Genomic DNA, 17222 nt, shown 5'->3' on the forward strand with positions numbered 1-17222 from the left:
CTGGTGGGCCGCGCGGAGGGACACGTTCAAGAAGCGCTGGGGCGAGCGGAGCGGCGGCTGAATTGCATCAACCTGTACCCAAGGCCCGAACCAGAGGAGTCAGGTGAAACCAGGTATCGGGCTCGTCGTCTGCCTCGCACATCCAGTACTCAAGCGATTCACGATGGAGGTCTCGCTCAGCACCGAGCAGGTTGGCGATCTGACTCCATTCGCTCGGCACGCCAAGCCCAGAACCAAGCCTGCGGTCGACTGAGGCGAGCATCAGCGCCATGAGCGCGACCCTATCGTCCGAGCCAAGAGGCAAAGACCGATATGCCGTCAGAAACTCACCGATACGCGCGGGGTCCGCCAGTTCGACATCCCAGTCCTGCTCCTGGCCATTGGATGGAAGAGCAAGAGCGGTCGTCAGCCTGGCGATGGATGCTTGTTTCAAGGCGACCATGAATATTCAGGGAATGCGGAGCGGCGGTTGAACGGACGGATGTCACCCTACCCCTGCTCGGGTCGAAGGTCGCCGACCCGGCCTGTCTGAACGATTTCCTGGATGGCGGACACGATGCGCTCCCTCGTGACGGAAGCGACGACCACGAGATTCCGCTCAAGGAACACCTTGCCGCTCTTCAGCGCATCCTCAACGTCCTGGGACAAGCGAGCCGGGTCGTACACGGTGAGCGTGTACCGACGCCCCTGAATCACCGCGACGACTCCAGGGAGCCAGCCTTTGGCCTCGACCTCCCAAGCGTAGTCATCGAAACCGGGCGGGAACTCCAGGACGATGTCGCTCATCACGGAACACCGAGGAGGCGCTCTACTTCGTTGGTCACCCGCGCCTCGACCTTCGCCAGTTCGCTCAAATGCTTCGGCTCGACGCGTTCACGCTGCCAGCTCATGAAAAGGGGCAGGTACCACAGCAGCGAGACCACACGCCGCTCAAGAGGACCGTTTCCCCCCAGCTGCATCCGCATGAGCATGGTCAGCAGGGCGTCGGCCTTCGCGGAGTCGAAGTTTCCCATCCGGAGCTGGACCAGAAAGCCATCCGCGTCGGACCACGCGGCTTCCAGCGTTTCTTGTGCCTGGCTCCTATGCATGGGGAATACCTATCTAATGATGGCTTCGGATGGGCCTGTCTGCCTCCGGACGGCTACTGCGCCAGGCCCGGGCGGTAGGTGGCCAGGGTGCAGCGCATGCGCTGGACCTGCTCCGCGCTGAAGCCCGTCATACAGGCGTCGTCCGTCAGTTCCATGTAGTTCTGGATGGGGACCGGCACGCCGCCACAGCTGGTGATTCCCGCGGTGCACCCCTTGTGGGAGGTGGCATTCGGCGGGGTATCGCAGATGCGGTCGCCGGTGGTGTAGCAATCCGGCGCGGTGGCCGTGCCGCATCCCGAGTAGTACGTGTGGAACAAGCCCAGGTAGTGGCCCACCTCGTGCGTGACGGTCCGCCCGTTGTGGTACGGAACGACAGGCCCCACCCGTCCGAATGCCAGCCAGTTGATGACCACGCGGTCCTGCGGCTGACCGACGGCACCCGTGGGCTCCGCGGGGAGGAAGGGCACGTAGCCTCGCGAGCCGCCGGCGCTGTTGGTGTAGATGTTCACGTAGCGCGTCGGATCCCAGGCGGTGCTGAGCCAATAGCTGCCCGTGTCCTGGTACCAGGTCGTGTTGCAATAGCGCTGGATGCCCGTGGTCGGATTGCCCAAGGGGTCCACGGTGGCCAGGAAGAACTCAATCTTGCTGTCCACCCCACCGCCGCCCGGAGTGCCAGCCATCGCGCGGAAGTCCTCATTGAGGACCGCGATCTGGCTGTGGACCAGCGCATCCGAGACATTGCCATTCGTGCAGGCACTGTCCGCGACGACATGAACCACCACCGGGATGCGCCGCACCGCCACCGGCAGCCACTGAGGTCCGGGAACGGTCGAGTCCATGGAGCAGTCAGAGGCGGTGGTGGCGAACTTCGCCACAAAGGAAGGCGTGGGCTCCGAGGCTGCACAGCCATCTGAGTGGACCAGTGGCGACGCTCCGGACAGGAGCATCAGGGCATGACCAACCATCATGGAAAGAATTGTCATTTGAACCCAGGATACCCCGGGCTCGCGCGCAGGGCGCCACCACGGCCTCTCAGATCCGAACAATCTCCAGGATTCGAGCGGAACCGATGACTCGAGCCCCTGCATGCATCGCGATTTCCATCCCCTGCGTCAGGTGCAGCCAAGGCTCGGACAGAAGCGGCTCGATGATGGCCTCCTTCTCCTGTCCCGGCACAAGCGGTCCGGCGTCATCCAATCGGACAAAGCCACCATCCAATGCCATCTGGCCATCGTCGGTTCGGCTTCCGATGTTCCAATTGGGCCTGAACTCTTTTCCCACCGGTCCCTGGGTGCCGCCCTCTTCAGGCGTCAAGAGTCTGACCAAGGCACGGATGAGTAAACGCTCTCGCATGACTTCTTCCCCCTCGCCTTCAGCGAAGCAGGACGGTTTCGAGGAACGCGCTCAACTCATCGTCCCTCATTTCCCCGCGCAACATCAGCCCGACACACGCACGTGCCAGACGCCCCATGATGTTCGGGTTGGAGCCTACCGGACAGGGGGCTGCCGCACGGACCGCGAGAACGCCTCCCGCCATTCGGGACCTTGACGCTGCATCGAGTCCTTCGAGGACGGCGAGAGTGAACTCCTGCGGTAATCCGACGCGTGGCGATGCGGTCGCGTATCCAGGAGCGGGAGTCCAGGGCGCGCCATCAGCCTGTGTCCATGGAACTTCAATCCGCAGCCCGGGCTGCTCCTGCGCATACGTCCCCGAAAGACCAAGGAGCCCGAACTCCGAGTAAGCCCCCCGTGGAATCAGCGCCTCAATGCCGATGGTAGTGAGCATCGGTATCTCCAGTCCCGAGGCCACCGTTCGGTCGACCTGGCCAGCCGGTGTGTAGGTCGCGTCCGAACAAGCACCGAGCCACACGCGTACGCCTCCGAAACGCCCCACTGCCAGCGTTCTCACTGCATCGCCCAGCACCATCGCGAAACCAAGAGGCCCAGAAGGAGGCATTGAAGTCTACTTCCCACCGCGCCGGGAGCCGTCCATCACGGGGACCAGTCGTTCGCTGACCTCGGCCAGGAACTGCGTCAGTCCGACGCGTTCACCCCGTTGCTTCAGCGTTTCCAAAGACGTATCGCGTAGGCATTCACGCTCACGCTCCGGATCCCCGGACGTAAGTTCTTCCAACGCCTTCTTTGCGTCGTTCTTCGCGCCGTGCTCCCTGGCGGTCAGCTTGTGGGCGTCACGCACGGGGTGGAAGGAGAGCCGCTGCTCCACCCGCTTGAGGGTGTCCTCCTCCGCTTCACGGGCATCAAACCCGGCGAGCACCCAGCACTCCCGCTTGGGCTCCGCAACGCCGATGACCACCTTGAACCGCCAGGGTTTGTCAGCGCGAGCCTGCTCAAGCCCCTTACGCCGCTCGGAGTCTTTATCAGCGTCTCGAACGAGAAGGACCGCGTCGGGTTGCCTGTCCAAGGCTGCAAACAACAGCAGAGCCTTGCGAGCAGCGAACGCATCATGCGCCCCTGGTTCACCCGAGAAGTGCCCAAATACAACATGCTTGAAGCCCGCGCGGGCAGCTTCGTCCCCCACATTGTCCCAGCGAAGAAACGAAGTCGCGGGTGTCAGCCCTCGCCATTGACGCTGCATGTCCAGCATCTCAGGTTCGAGCCAGTCAATGTCTTGAACAAGGACTCGGTCCGCGAGCAAGCACGCTGTATCCTGGTCAGCAGGAGCCTCGCAGACGACGCCAAATTCGTAAGCAGGCTCACTCATGCGGCGCGGACGCGGGCAGCTTGCCAATCCAGCTCTCGCCCACGGTGCTCCAGAACTCGCCGGGGCTCATCAGGCCCTTCCACTTCTCGAACTCGGGATGCGCCGTGAGCTTCTCACAGCGCGCGAACCCGTTCTCCGCCAGGAAGGTCATCCGGATCTCTTCCGGCTTCAGGTAGTTCAGGATGAACGGCGAGTGACTGGTCGCCACGATCTGCAACTCGGGATTGTTCTCCTGGATGGCACGCAGAACCCCGATAAGCTTTCCCTGCGCCACGGGATGAAGCGCCAGCTCAATGTCATCCAGGAGGAGCAGCTTGGGCCGTTTGGGTCCGAGCAGCACTGTCAGCAGCCCCAATGCCATCAACGTGCCTTCGCCCACAGAGTCTGCGGGCACGCCCTTGGCGCCTTGCATATCGAGCACGATCCGATTTCCCCAGAGCGTCCGTTTCTCGGACACATGGGTCGTCTGGTCATCGAGTGCAATCGTTCGCACGTTGCTCTGCTCAACCGAGGCACGCTCGACGCGAATCTTACGCACAGACGGCACGACCTGCTTCAGCGCGGACTCAATCTCCTCGAACAAGTCCTCATGGCTCAATTTGAGGAATGCAATCGTGGAGGCCAGCCCGGCGCCGTCACTGGCGACTGTGGGCACCTGCTCATCGCTATACGATGCGTCTGCCAGCTTCCTCGCCTCGAATCGCAGGAGCGTCGCTGTGCGCAAGAACTGACGCAACTTGTCGTCGGCACGCCGCAGTCCAGGCTCGGATTCCTTATTTACCGCCCTCGAGAACGGTCCCCTCGCAATAGGCCCTCCAGCCCCCCAGATACGCACTTCACCGAGGTATGCCTCATGGCGTGTGTAGAAAGTCAGCTCAGTAGGTTGACTCACGCCAAAAGAACGAAAGCTCTCTGGAATGACTCTTTCTTCCGGAAATACGGGAGGAAGCCGGACGAGCATGGCCAGCATCCGCAAGCCATCCAGCAGCGTCGTCTTGCCCGAAGCATTCGGCCCCACCAGCACGGTGAAAGGCTCCAGGTCCAGGTCGAGTGAGCGGTACGCCTTGAAGTTGCGGAACTGCACCGACTCGATCACGCGTGCACCCTCCTCCCGACGACACCTCCGCCCCGGAATCACTCACGGGGCGGAGCACGGCACACTGCAATCTCAGCTCTTCGTCAGCGGGCGGTACCGGATCCGGTGCGGCTCCAGCGCGTCCGGGCCCAGGCGCTTCTTCTTGTCCGCTTCGTAGTCCTCGAAGTTGCCCTCGAAGAAGAAGGCTTTGCTGTCGCCTTCGAACGCCAGGATGTGCGTGGCGATGCGGTCCAGGAACCAGCGGTCGTGGCTGATGACCACCGCGCAGCCCGCGAAGCTGAGCAGCGCGTCCTCCAGGCTGCGCAGCGTCTCCACGTCCAGGTCGTTCGTGGGCTCGTCCAACAAGAGCAGGTTGCCGCCCTCCTTCAGCATCTTCGCCAGGTGCACCCGGTTGCGCTCGCCGCCGGACAGGTCCTTCACCCGCTTCTGCTGGTCCTGCCCCTTGAACGCGAACCCCGCCAGGTACGCCCGGCTGGGCATCTGGCCCGCACGGCCCAGGTCCAGGTGATCCAACCCGCCGCTCACCTCCTGGAACACCGAATTCTCACCGTTCAGCGCGTCGCGGCTCTGGTCCACGTAGGCCATCTTCACGGTCTCGCCCACGCGCAGCTCGCCCGCGTCCGGCTTCTCCGCGCCCGTCAGCATCCGGAACAGCGTCGTCTTGCCCGCGCCGTTCGGACCAATCACGCCCACGATGCCACCCGGCGGCAACTTGAAGTTCAGGTCGTCGATGAGCAGCCGGTCGCCGTACGCCTTGCGCAGCCCCTTCGCCTCCACCACCAGACCGCCCAGCTTCTCGCCCGGCGGAATCACCACCTCGCCCGTCGGCTCGCGCTTCTCCTGCGACTGGTTGAGCAGGTCCTCGTACGCCGCGATGCGCGCCTTGCTCTTCGCCTGACGCGCCTTCGGAGACGCGCGCACCCACTCCAGCTCGCGCTTGAGCGTCTTCTGACGGTGACTCTCCGACTTCTCCTCCAGCTCCAGCCGCTTCTGCTTCTGGTCCAGCCAGCTGGAGTAGTTCCCCTTCCAGGGCACCCCCTCGCCGCGGTCCAGCTCCAGAATCCACTCCGCCACGTTGTCCAGGAAGTACCGGTCGTGCGTGATGCACACGATGGTCCCCGTGTATGCCTTCAGCGCCTGCTCCAGCCACGCCACGCTCTCCGCGTCCAGGTGGTTGGTGGGCTCGTCCAGGAGCAGCAGGTCCGGCTTCTCCAGGAGGATGCGGCAGAGCGCCACGCGGCGCTTCTCACCGCCGGACAGCTTCGTCACGTCCGCGTCGCCCGGGGGCAGCCGCAGGGCGTCCATCGCCATCTCCAGCGTGCGGTCCAGCTCCCAGCCGTTGTTCGCGTCGATGAAGTCCTGCAGCTTCGCCTGCTCGGCGAGCAGCTTCTCCATGGCCGCGTCATCCATGGGCTCCGCGAACTTCGCGCTCACCTCATTGAAGCGGTCCAGTGCCTGACGGATCTCCTTCAGGCCCAGCTCCACGTTCCCCTTCACGTCCAGCTTCGTTTCGAGCTGCGGCTCCTGCGCCAGGTAGCCCACCTTCACCGTGGGGTCCGGCTTCGCGATGCCGAAGAACTCCGTGTCCACCCCCGCCATGATGCGCAGGAGCGTGGACTTGCCGGAGCCGTTGGGGCCAATCACGCCAATCTTCGCGCCCGGGAAGAAGGACAGGTAGATGCCTTTGAGGATGTCCTTGCCGTTCTTGACCTTGCGCAGGTCCTGCATCGTGAAGATGAAATTCTGGGCCATGGCGGAAGGCCTCCTGGGATTCGCCGAAAAGACGTGAGCGGGGCCAGCGGATAGCAGGGAGCCCCATCCGGCTCAAGGCGCCTGCGTTGACGCCGTGTCCGGCTGGACGGGGCGCGTCACGCGTCCAGGAGCGAAAACGCCTGCTCGCTGACCAGCGAACCCAATTCGAAGGTGTTAGAGGAAGCGCCCCATGTCCGAGCCCACGACCCCCGCCCTGGAGCTGAAGGGCCTCTCCAAGGCCTACGGAAAGTTCACCGCGCTTCACGCCGTGGACCTCACCATCCGCCCCGGTGAAATCTTCGCCCTCCTGGGCCCCAACGGCGCCGGCAAGACGACCCTCATCGGCAGTGTGTGCGGCCTGGTGAAGAAGTCCGCTGGCACCATGAAGGTCTTCGGCAAGGACCTGGACCAGGACCCCACCGGGCCCCGCTACCAGGTGGGCCTCGTGCCCCAGGAGATCAACTTCGACCCGTTCTTCTCCGTCGCGGAGTCCCTGCGCATCCAGCAGGGCTACTACGGCCAGCCCCGCGACGACGCGCGCATCGATGAGGTCCTCACCGCCCTGAACCTCCAGGCCAAGAAGGACTCCCTCACGCGCGCCCTGTCCGGCGGCATGAAGCGCCGGCTGCTCATCGCCAAGGCGCTGGTCCACAAGCCCAAGCTCGTGTTCCTGGACGAGCCCACCGCGGGCGTGGACGTGGAGCTGCGCCGCGACCTGTGGACGTATGTGAAGAAGATCGCCAGCGAGGGCACCACCATCGTCCTCACCACGCACTACCTGGAAGAGGCCGAGGAATTGGCGGACCGCGTGGGCATCATCAACGAGGGCCGCCTCCTCATGACCGAGGACAAGGCCGCGCTCCTGCGCCGCTTCGGTGAGAAGCGCCTGGTCGTGACCTTCGCCGAACCGCAGGCCGCCATGCCCGCCGCGGGCACGCGCTTCGCCGCGAGCCTCTCCGCCGATGGCCGCACGCTCACCTACGTGGAGCGCGACAACTGCGCGCCCTCCGGTGAGCTGCTCCGCTCGCTCTACGCGGACGGGCTGCCCATCGCCGAGGTGGAGACGCGGCGGTCGCGCCTGGAAGACGTGCTCATCGAAATCCTCCGTGGCCGCCCCTCGCAGGCCGCCTGAACCCCCGCTCCTTCGAAAAACACCCCATGAACGTCCTCGGGATGCAGACGCTGTTCGCGAAGGAGGTCCGGCGCTTCATGCGCGTGCCGGGCCAGACCGTCCTCTCGCCCCTCATCAGCACCACGCTGTACTTCATCGTCTTCGGCTATTCGATTTCCGGCCGCATCCACGAGGTGGAGGGCCACCCGTACCTGCACTTCATCGTGCCGGGCCTCGTGTTCCTGGGCATCGCGAACAACGCGTTCCTCAACAGCTCCTCGTCGCTGTTCATCACCAAGATTCAAGGCACGGTGGTGGACCTGCTGGTGGCGCCGCTGGGGCCCGGTGAGCTGATGGTGGGCTTCATCGGCGGCGCCATGGTGCGCGGCCTGGTGGTGGGCCTGCTGACGTGGATTGTCGCGGCGGTGTTCTCCGGCTTCAGCCTGGAGCACCCGCTGGCGACGCTCTACTTCCTCCTGCTGTCCAGCTACGTGTTCAGCGTGCTGGGCATGCTCGCCGCCGTGTGGGCGGAGAAGTTCGAGCAGATCAACTTCTTCCCGACCTTCGTCATGCTGCCCCTCACGTTCCTGGGCGGCGTCTTCTACTCGGTGCGCGAGCTGCCCTCGCCGTGGAGCCAGGTCAGCCTCTTCAACCCCATGGTCTACATGGTGGAGGGGCTGCGCTACGGCATGCTCGGCAGCAGCCTGTTTTCACCGCTGGTGGGTGGGGCCATCCTCGCCGTGACGGCTGCGGTCGCGACGGGCGTCACGTACGCGGTGCTGCGCTCCGGCTACAAGATGAAGGCCTAGACGTCAGTAGCCCGCCTGCCTCCTCCACGGGTAGGGAGGCGGGCCCCTCCCTGCTGGACAGAGCCTCTGTCATTTTGGAAGTCGGCTGTTTCCCGCCCGGTGAGAAAGCGCGGTATCCTCCCGGACACCCATGGCGGTGGTCTTCGGGAAATACGAGCTGCTTCGAAAAATCGCGTCGGGCGGAATGGGACAGGTGTTCCTCGCCCGAGAGCACGGGACGGGCTTCGAGCGCCTGGTCGTCCTCAAGCTCATCTTGCCGCACCTCGCCGAGGACGAAGAGTTCCTGGAGATGTTCCTGGACGAGGCGCGGCTGGTGGCGCGGCTGTCCCACCCGAACCTCATCACCATCCTCGACCTCACGGAGATTGAGGGCCGGCACTGCCTGGCCATGGAGTACGTGCAGGGCGAGGACGTGCGCCGCCTGGACCGCTTCGCGCGCAAGCAGGAGCGCCCGCTGCCGGTGGGACTGGTGGTGCGCATCATCGCGGACGCGGCGGCGGGGCTGTCCTACGCGCACGGTGCGCGGGACGGGCACGGTCAGCCGCTGAAGCTGGTGCACCGGGACGTGTCGCCGCAGAACGTGCTCGTCGGGTTCGACGGGGGCGTGAAGGTCATCGACTTCGGCGTGGCGAAGGCGGCCACCAGCGGTCAGCAGACGGCGACGGGCGTGCTCAAGGGCAAGTACCCGTACATGTCGCCGGAGCAGGCCAACGGCATGGCGGTGGACGGCCGGAGCGACCAGTTCGCGCTCGGCGTCGTGATGTGGGAGCTGCTCACGGGCAAGCGCCTCTTCAAGGGCGACACGGACCTGATGACGCTGCGGCTGGTGCGCGACTGCCAGGTGCCGCCGCCTTCGCAGCTCAACCCGAAGCTGCCGCCGGGCCTGGATGAGATTGTCCTCAAGGCCCTGGCGCCCACGCCGGAGGGTCGCTACGCGGACTGCGCCGCGTTCCGCCTGGCGCTGGAGGACTGGGCGCTCAACCTGCGGCTGCCGTCCAGCAGCGCGCACCTGGCCGCGTACCTGCGGGAGCTGTACGCGGACCGCATCGCCACGGAGGCGGATCCGACGAAGTTGGACCAGCTGGCCGAGGACGTGGACCTGGACGCGCAGTCCAACTCGTCACGGGACGGGATGCCCACGTCGGGTGCGCGGGGCCAGGCCGGCTCGCGGGCGTCGAAGCTGGTGGGGCCGCCGTCCCGTCCGCCCACGCGCGTGGAGCCGGAGAAGACGCGGAACACCGCGGCCCTGATGCCGGAGCCTCCGAAGCGGCGCGCGTGGCTGCCCTTCGTGGTGGGCGGCGTGGCGCTGGTGGTGGGCGGCGCGGCGGTGGTGCTGGTGCGCGGTGGCACCGAGACGGTGACGCCGCCCCCGGTCGTGGCCACGCGGCCCCCCGAGGAGGTGCGGGGCCGCGCGCCGGAGACGCCCACGCGTCCCGCGACGCCGGAGACGCCCGCGCAGAAGCCGGAGCCCCAGCCAGTGCGCTTGATGGTGACGAGCGAGCCGCCCGGCGCCACGGTGCAGGTGGCGGGTGAGGAGCGCGGCATCACGCCGGTGGCGCTGCCGCTGGTGCCCGGGGAGCCGTCGGTGGCGGTGACGCTCGCGCTCAACGGCTACGAGCCGGTGACGCGGCAGGTGTCCGCGGCGGACGCGCCCGGGGTGGCGGTGGCGCTCCAGAAGCGGCCGACGCGGCCGGCGACCCAGCCGAAGAAGCCACCCTCCGGGTCCACGCTGGGCATCAAGACGGGGCGCTGAGGCGCCTCTTCGTGCCGCCGGTCCGGCGGACAAATCCTGTTCGGGTAACGCGCGTCAGCGCGTCGTCGCTGGCATCAAGACGGGGCGCCGAGGCGCCGCTTCGTGCCGCCGAAAAGCCCTGCCCCGGATAAGGCGCGTCAGGAGCGCTTCGCTCGCGACTCCGCGGCCACGACGACGACGTAGCCGTCCGGATCCTTCACCCAGAACTCCCAGCGGCGTGAGTTCGGGTTCACGTGCGGCTCTTCCACCCACTCCACCTTCAGCGCCTGCGCCGCCTCCACGCACGCGTCGAAGTCCGTGGTCTCGAACCAGAGCAGCACGCCGTGGCCCTTCGGCGCCGTGTCCGGCCCCATCAGGTTCGCGTGCTCATCCAGGTCCCACGCGTGGAGCTGGAGCACGAGCTCGCCGTTGTTCAGCAACATCTCGTACTCGGGCCCGCCGTGCCCGCTCTCGCAGCCGAGCACCTGCTGGTACCACCGGCTGCTGGCCTCCACGTCGCGCACCGCGATGAGGGGCTGCGAACGGACGTGGCCGGTGCGGCGGGGCTTGCTCGGCATGGGGGCTCCAGGAGAACCGAGGAGGACGGGGCACGTGCGGCCCCCGTCTCTCCGTTGAGGCACGACTACCGCTTGAAGTGGTCCGCGACGACGCTCGCCACCGCGGCGGTCAGCTTCTTGCCCGTGGGGATGTGCAGGAACTCATTGGGCCCGTGCGCGTTGCTGCCCGGCCCCAACAGGCCCGTGATGAGGAACTGCGCCTCCGGGAAGCGCTCACCCAGCATGCCCATGAACGGGATGGTGCCACCCTCGCCCATCGCCATCGCGGGCTTGCCGAAGCACGCCTTGGACGCGTTCTCCACCGCGTTGGACAGCCAGCCGGCCAGCGGCGGCGCGTCCCAGCCCACCGACGCCTTGTCCCCTTCGAACGACACCTTCGCGCCGTACGGCGGGTCCTTCTCCAGCGTCTCCTTCAGCGCCTTCGCGGCCGCCTTGGGGTCCACGCGCGGCGGGATGCGCATGGACAGCTTCCACGTCGTGAAGGGGCGCAGCACGTTGCCCGCGCTCGCCAGGGCCGGCACGCCCTCCACGCCCGTCAGCGCCAGCGCCGGACGCCAGGTGCGGTTGAGCACCAGCTCCACGCCGTCCGTCGTCACCGGGCGCGCGCCCTCCACCCAGGGGAACTTGGAGAACAGCTCGTCGCCCATCGTCTGGGCGGCGGCCTTCGCCTGCTGGCGGCGACCCTCGGGAATCTCCGTGTGCAGGGCCTGCACCTTGATGTGGCCCGTGGCCTCGTCCTCCACGCGCGACAGCAGCATCCGCATGATGCGCATGGAGGACGCCACCACGCCCGTCGCGTCACCGGAGTGCACGCCCTCCGTGAGGATGTCCACGCGCAGGTTGCCGGCCACCATGCCGCGCAGGCTGGTGGTCATCCACAGCTGCTCGTAGTTCGCGCAGCCCGAGTCCAGGCACACCACCAGCGACGGCTTGCCGATGCGCGGCGCCAGCGCCTCGATGTACGCGGGCAGGTCGTAGCTGCCGCTCTCCTCGCACGCCTCGATGACGATGGCGCAGCGCGCGTGCGGCACGCCCTGCTCCTTCAGCAGCCGCAGCGCGGACAGCGACGCGAACGCGGAGTAGCCGTCATCCGCGCCGCCGCGCCCGAAGAGCTTGTCGCCCTCGCGCACGGGGGTCCACGGCGTCAGGCCCTCGCGCCAGCCGGTCATCTCCGGCTGCTTGTCCAGGTGGCCGTAGAGCAGCACGGTGTCGTCACCGCGCGTGCCCGGCACCTCCATGTAGATGACCGGCGTGCGGTCCTTGCCGTCCGCCGTCTTCAGCCGCACCACCTCCACCGTCAGCCCCGGCAGGTGCGTGGCCTGCGCGCGGCACCAGTCCGCGATGAGCTGGACGGCCTGCTCCATGTGGCCGGACTTCACCCAGTCCGGGTCGAAGGCGGGCGACTTGTTGGGGATGCGGATGTAGCGCTCCAGCGCCGGGAGGATTTCCTGCTCCCAGATGCGCTCGGACGAGGCGAGGGCTTGGTCGACGTTCATGGCGGCGCCATGCTGCCCACCCCGGCGCCCCCTGTCGATGGAAAGCCCCGCCTCCCCACGGCCGGGACACCCCCACCCGGGCCTCCCCGCCCGCCCTGCGCGCGGCCTGCCGTCCTGCGTCAGGCCGCGCGCGGGCCCGTCTTCACGCGGGGTTCAGGGCTGGATTTCGCGAACACTCAGCCACTTGAAGTCCACGTCCGTCGCGTTGTCCCAGCGGAACACCGCGATGGGGCCCCCCCACGTAATGGGCGCGGCCGGCACGGCGCCGCCGCAGTGCTGGGCATCCCCGCCCCACCGGCCGGCGTCGGTCTGGTCGTAGACCTTCTTCCACGTCACCTTGTCCGCGTTCTCGTTGACGTACAGCTCCAGCTTCACCGCCGTCTGGCTGTTGACGGTGATGTTGCGCATGACGGCCTTGAAGCCCACCCAGCGGCCCTTCAGCGCGGACGTCGCGGTGACGTAGGGCGTCTGCTCGTAGGAGACGTGCCAGGTCTCCTTCTCCCAGCGCGCGCGGCCGTCATAGTGCAGGCCCGCCTTGTAGCTGCTGCCCTCGCAGCCGGAGTACTTGTCGTTGTGCTTCCCGCCGCGCGCGTACCAGGCGAAGTTGTCCTTCACGTCCGCCACCGCGTTGACCTTCACGAAGCCGGTCATCTCGATGTTCTTCCAGTCGTTCGGCGCCTGCATGTAGCCGCGGCTCGCGAGCACGTCCCGGTCGTAGGTGGGAATCTTCCGGTCGTCGTAGCCCGTGGACGTGAAGACGCTCATCCGCACCTGCTTGTCCTTCATCTTCCAGGAGCCGTCGCTGTTGCGCGTGATGGTGTCCTGCGGGTCGAAGCGCGAATCCGCCAGCGCGTTGTCCGCCAGCGTCCACGCCTCGCCCCCGGACTTCGAGGGGTAGAGCATGGTGACGCCGAAGCGGTCCTTGCCTGCCGTGGGCGTGGCGGCGCCGGTGATGGCGGCCCACTCCGCGATGCTGGCCCAGGTGTTGACGGAGTTGCCGTTGACGGTGACGCGCACGTAGCGGGCGTTGCGCGCGGTGAAGCTGTAGCGCTCGAAGTTCGCGGTGGTGCCGGACGACTTCGTGGACACGGCCGTGGACCAGGTGGTGCCATCCGTGGACGTGGCGAGGACGAACGTGTTGGTCCGCTCGTCGCCCCGGTGCCAGGCGATGTCCACCGCGGACAGCGACTTCACGCTGCCCAGGTCGCCCCGGAGCCACTGCCCCACGCCGTCGCTGGACCAGCGCGTGGTGAGGTTGCCGTCGATGGAGGCGGACGGAAGGTTCCCGTCATTCCCACTGGCGGTGACAGCGGTGAAGCCCGACGCGGCGAGCGCCGGTGCCGCGGACGCGAACAGCGCGAGCGCGCTCGCGGTGGTGAGGTGCCGCTTCCACGGTGATGGATGAGATTGAGACAAGGTGCTTCCTCCTGGCGGCCGTGTACCGGCCCGGCCCCGAGGGCATTCCTTGTCGTTGCATGTTTCACTGTCCGAATACGTCGCGGCCCGCCTCCCCTGCTTCCGGGGTGACGGGCCGCGCGTGAAACCGTGTCTGCCTTTGCGTGCGGGCTACTCGCGCAGCTTCACCACCGCGGCGGAGGGGCCCTCCAGGCGCACGACGTTGCCGGTGAGCGGGGACGCCTCCACGGTGCCGCCGTAGCGCGGGTTCTCACTCCACATGACGATGCCCGCGCTCGCGTGCGGGTTCAGCGTGTGCACCAGCGAGCCCCGCAGGTTCACGAAGATGAGGAAGGTGTCCCCTTCCGCGCGGCGCTCCAGCACGAACGCGTCCGGCCCCAGCGCGCGGGCGTCGTGCGTGCCCTGACGGCTGGTGAGCACCGCTTCCGTGGCGCGCAGGCGCAGCAGCTCCTTGTAGAGCGTATGCACGCCCGCGGCCTCCGCGTGGGCCAGCTCGCCCCAGTCCAGCGTGGAGCGGGTGAAGGTGTCGCGGTCCTGCGGGTCCGGCACCTCTTCGCCCTTGAAGCGGGAGAAGCCGGCGAACTCCTTGCGGCGCCCCTCCGTGACGAGCTTGCCCAGCTCCGCGTTGTGGTCCGTGAAGTAGAGGAACGGCGTGCGCGCGTTCCACTCCTGGCCCATGAAGAGCAGCGGCGTGAAGGGCGACATCAGGAGCAGCGTGCTCATGGCGCGGTAGGCGGCCGGCGACACGTCCTCCGACAGGCGGTTGCCGAAGGGCCGGTTGCCCACCTGATCATGGTTCTGGATGCAGTGGACGAAGTGCCACGGCCCCAGCCCCTTCGGGTCCGTGCCGCGCGCGTGGCCCAGGTTCTTCGACTTCTGGCCCGTGTAGAACCAGCCCTGCCGCAGCGTCGCGGCCAGGTCCTCCGCGCTGCCCGTGTAGTCCTGATAGTAGCCCTCGTGGTCGCCCGCGAAGGCGCGCCGCAGTTGGTGGTGCAGGTCATCCGCCCAGACGCCGTCCAGGCCGTAGCCGCCCTCGGACGCGGGCGTGACGAGCTTGCGCTCGTTGCGCTCGTCCTCGGCGATGACGACCACGCGGCGGCCGGAGCCAGCGGCGTGGGCGCGCTCCACGATTTCAGCGAGCAGGTGCGGCTGGCCGTCGTCCACCAGCGCGTGCGCGGCGTCCAGGCGCAGGCCGTCCGCGTGGTAGTCGCGGATCCACATCTCCACGTTGGAGAGCACCAGCGAGCGCACGAAGCGGCTGCCCTCGCTGTCGTAGTTCACCGCGTCGCCCCAGGGCGTGTGGTGCTTGCCGGTGAAGTAGTGCGGCGAGTACGCGCGCAGGTAGTTCCCGTCCGGTCCGAAGTGGTTGTAGACGGCGTCGATGAGCACCGCGAGCCCGTGCGCGTGCGCCGCGTCGATGAGCTTGCGCAGGCCCCGGGGCCCGCCGTAGGTGGCCTGCGGCGCGAAGAGGTCCACGCCGTCGTAGCCCCAGTTTCGGGCCCCCGGGAAGCTGGCCACCGGCAACAGCTCCAGTGTGTTCACGCCCAGCTCGCGCAGGTGGGCGAGCTTCGGGATGAACGCCTCGAAGGTGCCCTCCGGCGTGGCGGTGCCCACGTGCACCTCGTAGATGACCATCGCCCGCGGATCCGGCCCCTTCCAGTGCGAGTCCGTCCAGCCGTGGTCGGAGCCCACCACCTCCGACGGGCCGTGCACGCCCCCGGGCTGCGAGCGGGACCACGGGTCGGGGAAGGGGTCTCCGCCGTCCACGCTGAGCTTGTAGCGCGTGCCCTCGGGCAGGTCCGGCAGCGCGCCGCCGAAGCAGCCGTCCGCCTCGGCGGTGAGCGGCACCTTGCGCAGGACGCGGTCTTGCGCGTCGTAGAGGACCACGTCCACGCCCTTGTGGCCGGGCGCCCAGACGCGCCAGCGCACCGAGGAACCCTCCGCCCACGCACCCAGCCGGGGCGCTTGGGACCGTGCTTCAATCGATTGAGCCATGTCGTGTCCCTGTTAATGCGCGGACGCGGGCCCGGGGAGCACCCCTCGCCCTCAAGGCCCACCGCTGTTCACGGGCCGACCTCTCGGGGCCCACGAGTGCGGACCGGCGGACGGAGGCGCGCACGCCCTCCGTCACGGGGGGATGGCTTGTGGCGCCCGCGCACGTCCCGGATGATGGGCGCCGCCGAGCCTGCCCTCCTGGAGCCCACCGCGATGTCTCCCCGTTCCGGCGTCGAACCCTCCGCCTTCCCCGAAGGCCCGCCCATCCAGGAGCGCGTGGCCGCGCTGGAGGTGCTGTCGCCGCAGGAGATCGACGCGCGCCTGGGAGACCTGGGCTACCGGGGCCAGTCCGAGGCCCGCCGCGCGGCCTCCGTGCTCGCCTACCGCCACCTGCGCCGCATCCGCCGGCTGTACCTGGAGGGGCTGGAGCCCGAGCCCGGCACCCGAGAGAACGCCCTCTTCCTGGGCCCCACCGGCTCCGGCAAGACGTTCCTCGTGGAGCTGATGTTCCGGGAGATCCTGGGCGTGCCCACCGTGCTCGCGGACGCCACCCAGTTCTCCGAAACGGGCTACGTGGGCGACGACGTCAGCACCCTGCTGTCCCGCCTCTACGAAGCCGCGGAGCGCGACGCGGCGTGGGCCGCCTGCGGCGTCATCTGCATGGACGAGTTCGACAAGCTCGCCACCAGCCGCTCCGACAGCCGCTTCTCCGGCCAGCAGACCACCAAGGACGTGAGCGGCTTCGGCGTGCAGCGAAGCCTGCTGCACCTGCTCTCCGCGGCGCAGGCCACCTTCCCGCCGGACTTCGGCTTCACCAGCCGGATCCGCTCCGAATCCCTGGACATGGGCTGCATCACCTTCATCGCCTGCGGCGCCTTCAGCGGCTTCCGGGGCACGGCGGAGACCATGACCCACGTGGAGCGCGTGGGCTTTGGCCGCACGCCCGGCAAGGGTGGCCAGAAGGACCTGGAGTCCATCGCCACGCGCATCACCGAGGAGCACCTGGAGAACACCACCGCGTTCTCCCGCTACGGCTTCATCCCGGAGCTGATTGGCCGCTTCAACCGGCTGGTGTCCTTCAACCCGCTGGACGCGGCCACGCTGGGGGACATCCTCCAGGACAACGTGCTGCGCACCTGGGAGCGCGAGTTCGCCCACGAGGGCCTGGAGCTCACCGTGGACGCGGGCGTGCGCGAGTGGATCGTCGCCCGCGCCCTCAAGCGCGAGACGGGCGCTCGCGGCCTGCGCACCGCCCTGGCCCCCGTGCTGGAGCAGGCCGCCTACGAGCACTTCGGCCACGGCAAGGCCGCCACCGTGCGCCTGGTGTTGAAGGACGACGCCGTGCACGCCGTGCGCGGCTGAAGCAGCCAACGCACCGGGGCCCGGTCCGCGGGGCCCCCGGAGCGTCGTTCAGCCGGGCCCGTCCT

Annotated in this window: 16 protein-coding genes; 4 read left to right on the top strand and 12 right to left on the bottom strand. The window is 67.8% G+C overall.

What is annotated here, in order from left to right; genetic code table 11:
• Positions 1–67: 67 nt before the first annotated feature.
• From JYJ93_RS00555 to ettA, 8 genes are all read right to left on the bottom strand, one after another.
• On the bottom strand, positions 68–442 hold the full coding sequence (locus JYJ93_RS00555) for a hypothetical protein (RefSeq protein WP_206785756.1): 375 nt from the start codon (positions 440–442) through the stop codon (positions 68–70).
• A 47-nt stretch (positions 443–489) separates the two neighbouring features.
• Entirely contained in the window at positions 490–786 is a 297-nt protein-coding gene (locus JYJ93_RS00560) for a hypothetical protein (RefSeq protein ID WP_206785757.1), read from the bottom strand.
• Positions 786–1088: a hypothetical protein gene (locus JYJ93_RS00565; protein WP_206785758.1), complete on the bottom strand. Its 303-nt coding sequence runs from the start codon at positions 1086–1088 to the stop codon at positions 786–788. The genes JYJ93_RS00560 and JYJ93_RS00565 overlap by 1 nt, the downstream gene beginning before the upstream one ends.
• 53 nt (positions 1089–1141) lie before the next feature.
• Complete coding sequence (locus JYJ93_RS00570; RefSeq protein WP_242543549.1) at positions 1142–1927, bottom strand: zinc metalloprotease; 786 nt, start codon at positions 1925–1927, stop codon at positions 1142–1144.
• A 193-nt stretch (positions 1928–2120) separates the two neighbouring features.
• Positions 2121–2441, bottom strand: coding sequence for a hypothetical protein (locus tag JYJ93_RS00575; RefSeq protein ID WP_206785760.1), 321 nt, complete (start codon positions 2439–2441; stop codon positions 2121–2123).
• A 610-nt stretch (positions 2442–3051) separates the two neighbouring features.
• The gene (locus JYJ93_RS00580; RefSeq protein ID WP_242543550.1) at positions 3052–3744 is read right to left on the bottom strand and encodes a hypothetical protein; all 693 of its coding nucleotides are present in this window, start codon (positions 3742–3744) and stop codon (positions 3052–3054) included.
• Between the two features lie 58 nt (positions 3745–3802).
• Positions 3803–4906 (bottom strand): ATP-binding protein, encoded by a 1104-nt coding sequence (locus JYJ93_RS00585; protein WP_206785762.1) that lies wholly within the window; start codon positions 4904–4906, stop codon positions 3803–3805.
• Between the two features lie 72 nt (positions 4907–4978).
• Positions 4979–6658, bottom strand: coding sequence for an energy-dependent translational throttle protein EttA (gene ettA / locus JYJ93_RS00590; protein WP_206785764.1), 1680 nt, complete (start codon positions 6656–6658; stop codon positions 4979–4981).
• 190 nt (positions 6659–6848) lie between these two features.
• On the opposite strand from ettA, the gene JYJ93_RS00595 reads away from it, so the two are divergent.
• The 3 genes from JYJ93_RS00595 (at position 6849) to JYJ93_RS00605 (ending at position 10331) form a co-directional block, all read left to right on the top strand.
• Positions 6849–7790 carry an ABC transporter ATP-binding protein gene (locus JYJ93_RS00595; protein ID WP_206785766.1) on the top strand — a complete coding sequence of 314 codons (942 nt, stop codon included), beginning with the start codon at positions 6849–6851 and terminating at the stop codon, positions 7788–7790.
• A 26-nt stretch (positions 7791–7816) separates the two neighbouring features.
• Positions 7817–8578, top strand: coding sequence for an ABC transporter permease (locus JYJ93_RS00600; protein WP_171414167.1), 762 nt, complete (start codon positions 7817–7819; stop codon positions 8576–8578).
• 130 nt (positions 8579–8708) lie between these two features.
• Positions 8709–10331 (top strand): serine/threonine protein kinase, encoded by a 1623-nt coding sequence (locus JYJ93_RS00605; RefSeq protein ID WP_206785768.1) that lies wholly within the window; start codon positions 8709–8711, stop codon positions 10329–10331.
• Positions 10332–10468: 137 nt separating this feature from the next.
• On the opposite strand, the gene JYJ93_RS00610 is transcribed toward JYJ93_RS00605, so the two are convergent.
• The 4 genes from JYJ93_RS00610 to treZ form a co-directional block, all read right to left on the bottom strand.
• Positions 10469–10888 carry a VOC family protein gene (locus JYJ93_RS00610; RefSeq protein WP_206785769.1) on the bottom strand — a complete coding sequence of 140 codons (420 nt, stop codon included), beginning with the start codon at positions 10886–10888 and terminating at the stop codon, positions 10469–10471.
• Positions 10889–10953: 65 nt separating this feature from the next.
• The gene (locus JYJ93_RS00615; protein ID WP_206785770.1) at positions 10954–12384 is read right to left on the bottom strand and encodes a M20 family metallopeptidase; all 1431 of its coding nucleotides are present in this window, start codon (positions 12382–12384) and stop codon (positions 10954–10956) included.
• A gap of 153 nt (positions 12385–12537) precedes the next feature.
• Positions 12538–13800: a discoidin domain-containing protein gene (locus JYJ93_RS00620; RefSeq protein ID WP_206785771.1), complete on the bottom strand. Its 1263-nt coding sequence runs from the start codon at positions 13798–13800 to the stop codon at positions 12538–12540.
• Positions 13801–13950: 150 nt separating this feature from the next.
• Positions 13951–15795, bottom strand: a complete 1845-nt coding sequence (gene treZ, locus JYJ93_RS00625; RefSeq protein WP_206785772.1) for a malto-oligosyltrehalose trehalohydrolase — start codon at positions 15793–15795, stop codon at positions 13951–13953.
• A gap of 213 nt (positions 15796–16008) precedes the next feature.
• Here treZ and JYJ93_RS00630 point away from each other — a divergent pair, with 213 nt between their 5' ends.
• Complete coding sequence (locus JYJ93_RS00630; RefSeq protein ID WP_206785773.1) at positions 16009–17157, top strand: AAA family ATPase; 1149 nt, start codon at positions 16009–16011, stop codon at positions 17155–17157.
• The last annotated feature ends 65 nt before the right edge of the window (positions 17158–17222 follow it).

The organism is Corallococcus sp. NCSPR001 (assembly GCF_017309135.1).
In the GTDB taxonomy this organism is placed as follows: domain Bacteria; phylum Myxococcota; class Myxococcia; order Myxococcales; family Myxococcaceae; genus Corallococcus.

What these genes read in the sequence shown, in the direction of transcription:
- JYJ93_RS00555 (WP_206785756.1), bottom strand. Translation starts at nt 442, where the DNA reads ATGGTCGCCTTGAAACAAGCATCCATCGCCAGGCTGACGACCGCTCTT.
- JYJ93_RS00560 (WP_206785757.1), bottom strand. Translation starts at nt 786, where the DNA reads ATGAGCGACATCGTCCTGGAGTTCCCGCCCGGTTTCGATGACTACGCT.
- JYJ93_RS00565 (WP_206785758.1), bottom strand. Translation starts at nt 1,088, where the DNA reads ATGCATAGGAGCCAGGCACAAGAAACGCTGGAAGCCGCGTGGTCCGAC.
- JYJ93_RS00570 (WP_242543549.1), bottom strand. Translation starts at nt 1,927, where the DNA reads ATGGACTCGACCGTTCCCGGACCTCAGTGGCTGCCGGTGGCGGTGCGG.
- JYJ93_RS00575 (WP_206785760.1), bottom strand. Translation starts at nt 2,441, where the DNA reads ATGCGAGAGCGTTTACTCATCCGTGCCTTGGTCAGACTCTTGACGCCT.
- ettA (WP_206785764.1), bottom strand. Translation starts at nt 6,658, where the DNA reads ATGGCCCAGAATTTCATCTTCACGATGCAGGACCTGCGCAAGGTCAAG.
- JYJ93_RS00595 (WP_206785766.1), top strand. Translation starts at nt 6,849, where the DNA reads ATGTCCGAGCCCACGACCCCCGCCCTGGAGCTGAAGGGCCTCTCCAAG.
- JYJ93_RS00600 (WP_171414167.1), top strand. Translation starts at nt 7,817, where the DNA reads ATGAACGTCCTCGGGATGCAGACGCTGTTCGCGAAGGAGGTCCGGCGC.
- JYJ93_RS00605 (WP_206785768.1), top strand. Translation starts at nt 8,709, where the DNA reads ATGGCGGTGGTCTTCGGGAAATACGAGCTGCTTCGAAAAATCGCGTCG.
- JYJ93_RS00610 (WP_206785769.1), bottom strand. Translation starts at nt 10,888, where the DNA reads ATGCCGAGCAAGCCCCGCCGCACCGGCCACGTCCGTTCGCAGCCCCTC.
- JYJ93_RS00615 (WP_206785770.1), bottom strand. Translation starts at nt 12,384, where the DNA reads ATGAACGTCGACCAAGCCCTCGCCTCGTCCGAGCGCATCTGGGAGCAG.
- treZ (WP_206785772.1), bottom strand. Translation starts at nt 15,795, where the DNA reads ATGGCTCAATCGATTGAAGCACGGTCCCAAGCGCCCCGGCTGGGTGCG.
- JYJ93_RS00630 (WP_206785773.1), top strand. Translation starts at nt 16,009, where the DNA reads ATGTCTCCCCGTTCCGGCGTCGAACCCTCCGCCTTCCCCGAAGGCCCG.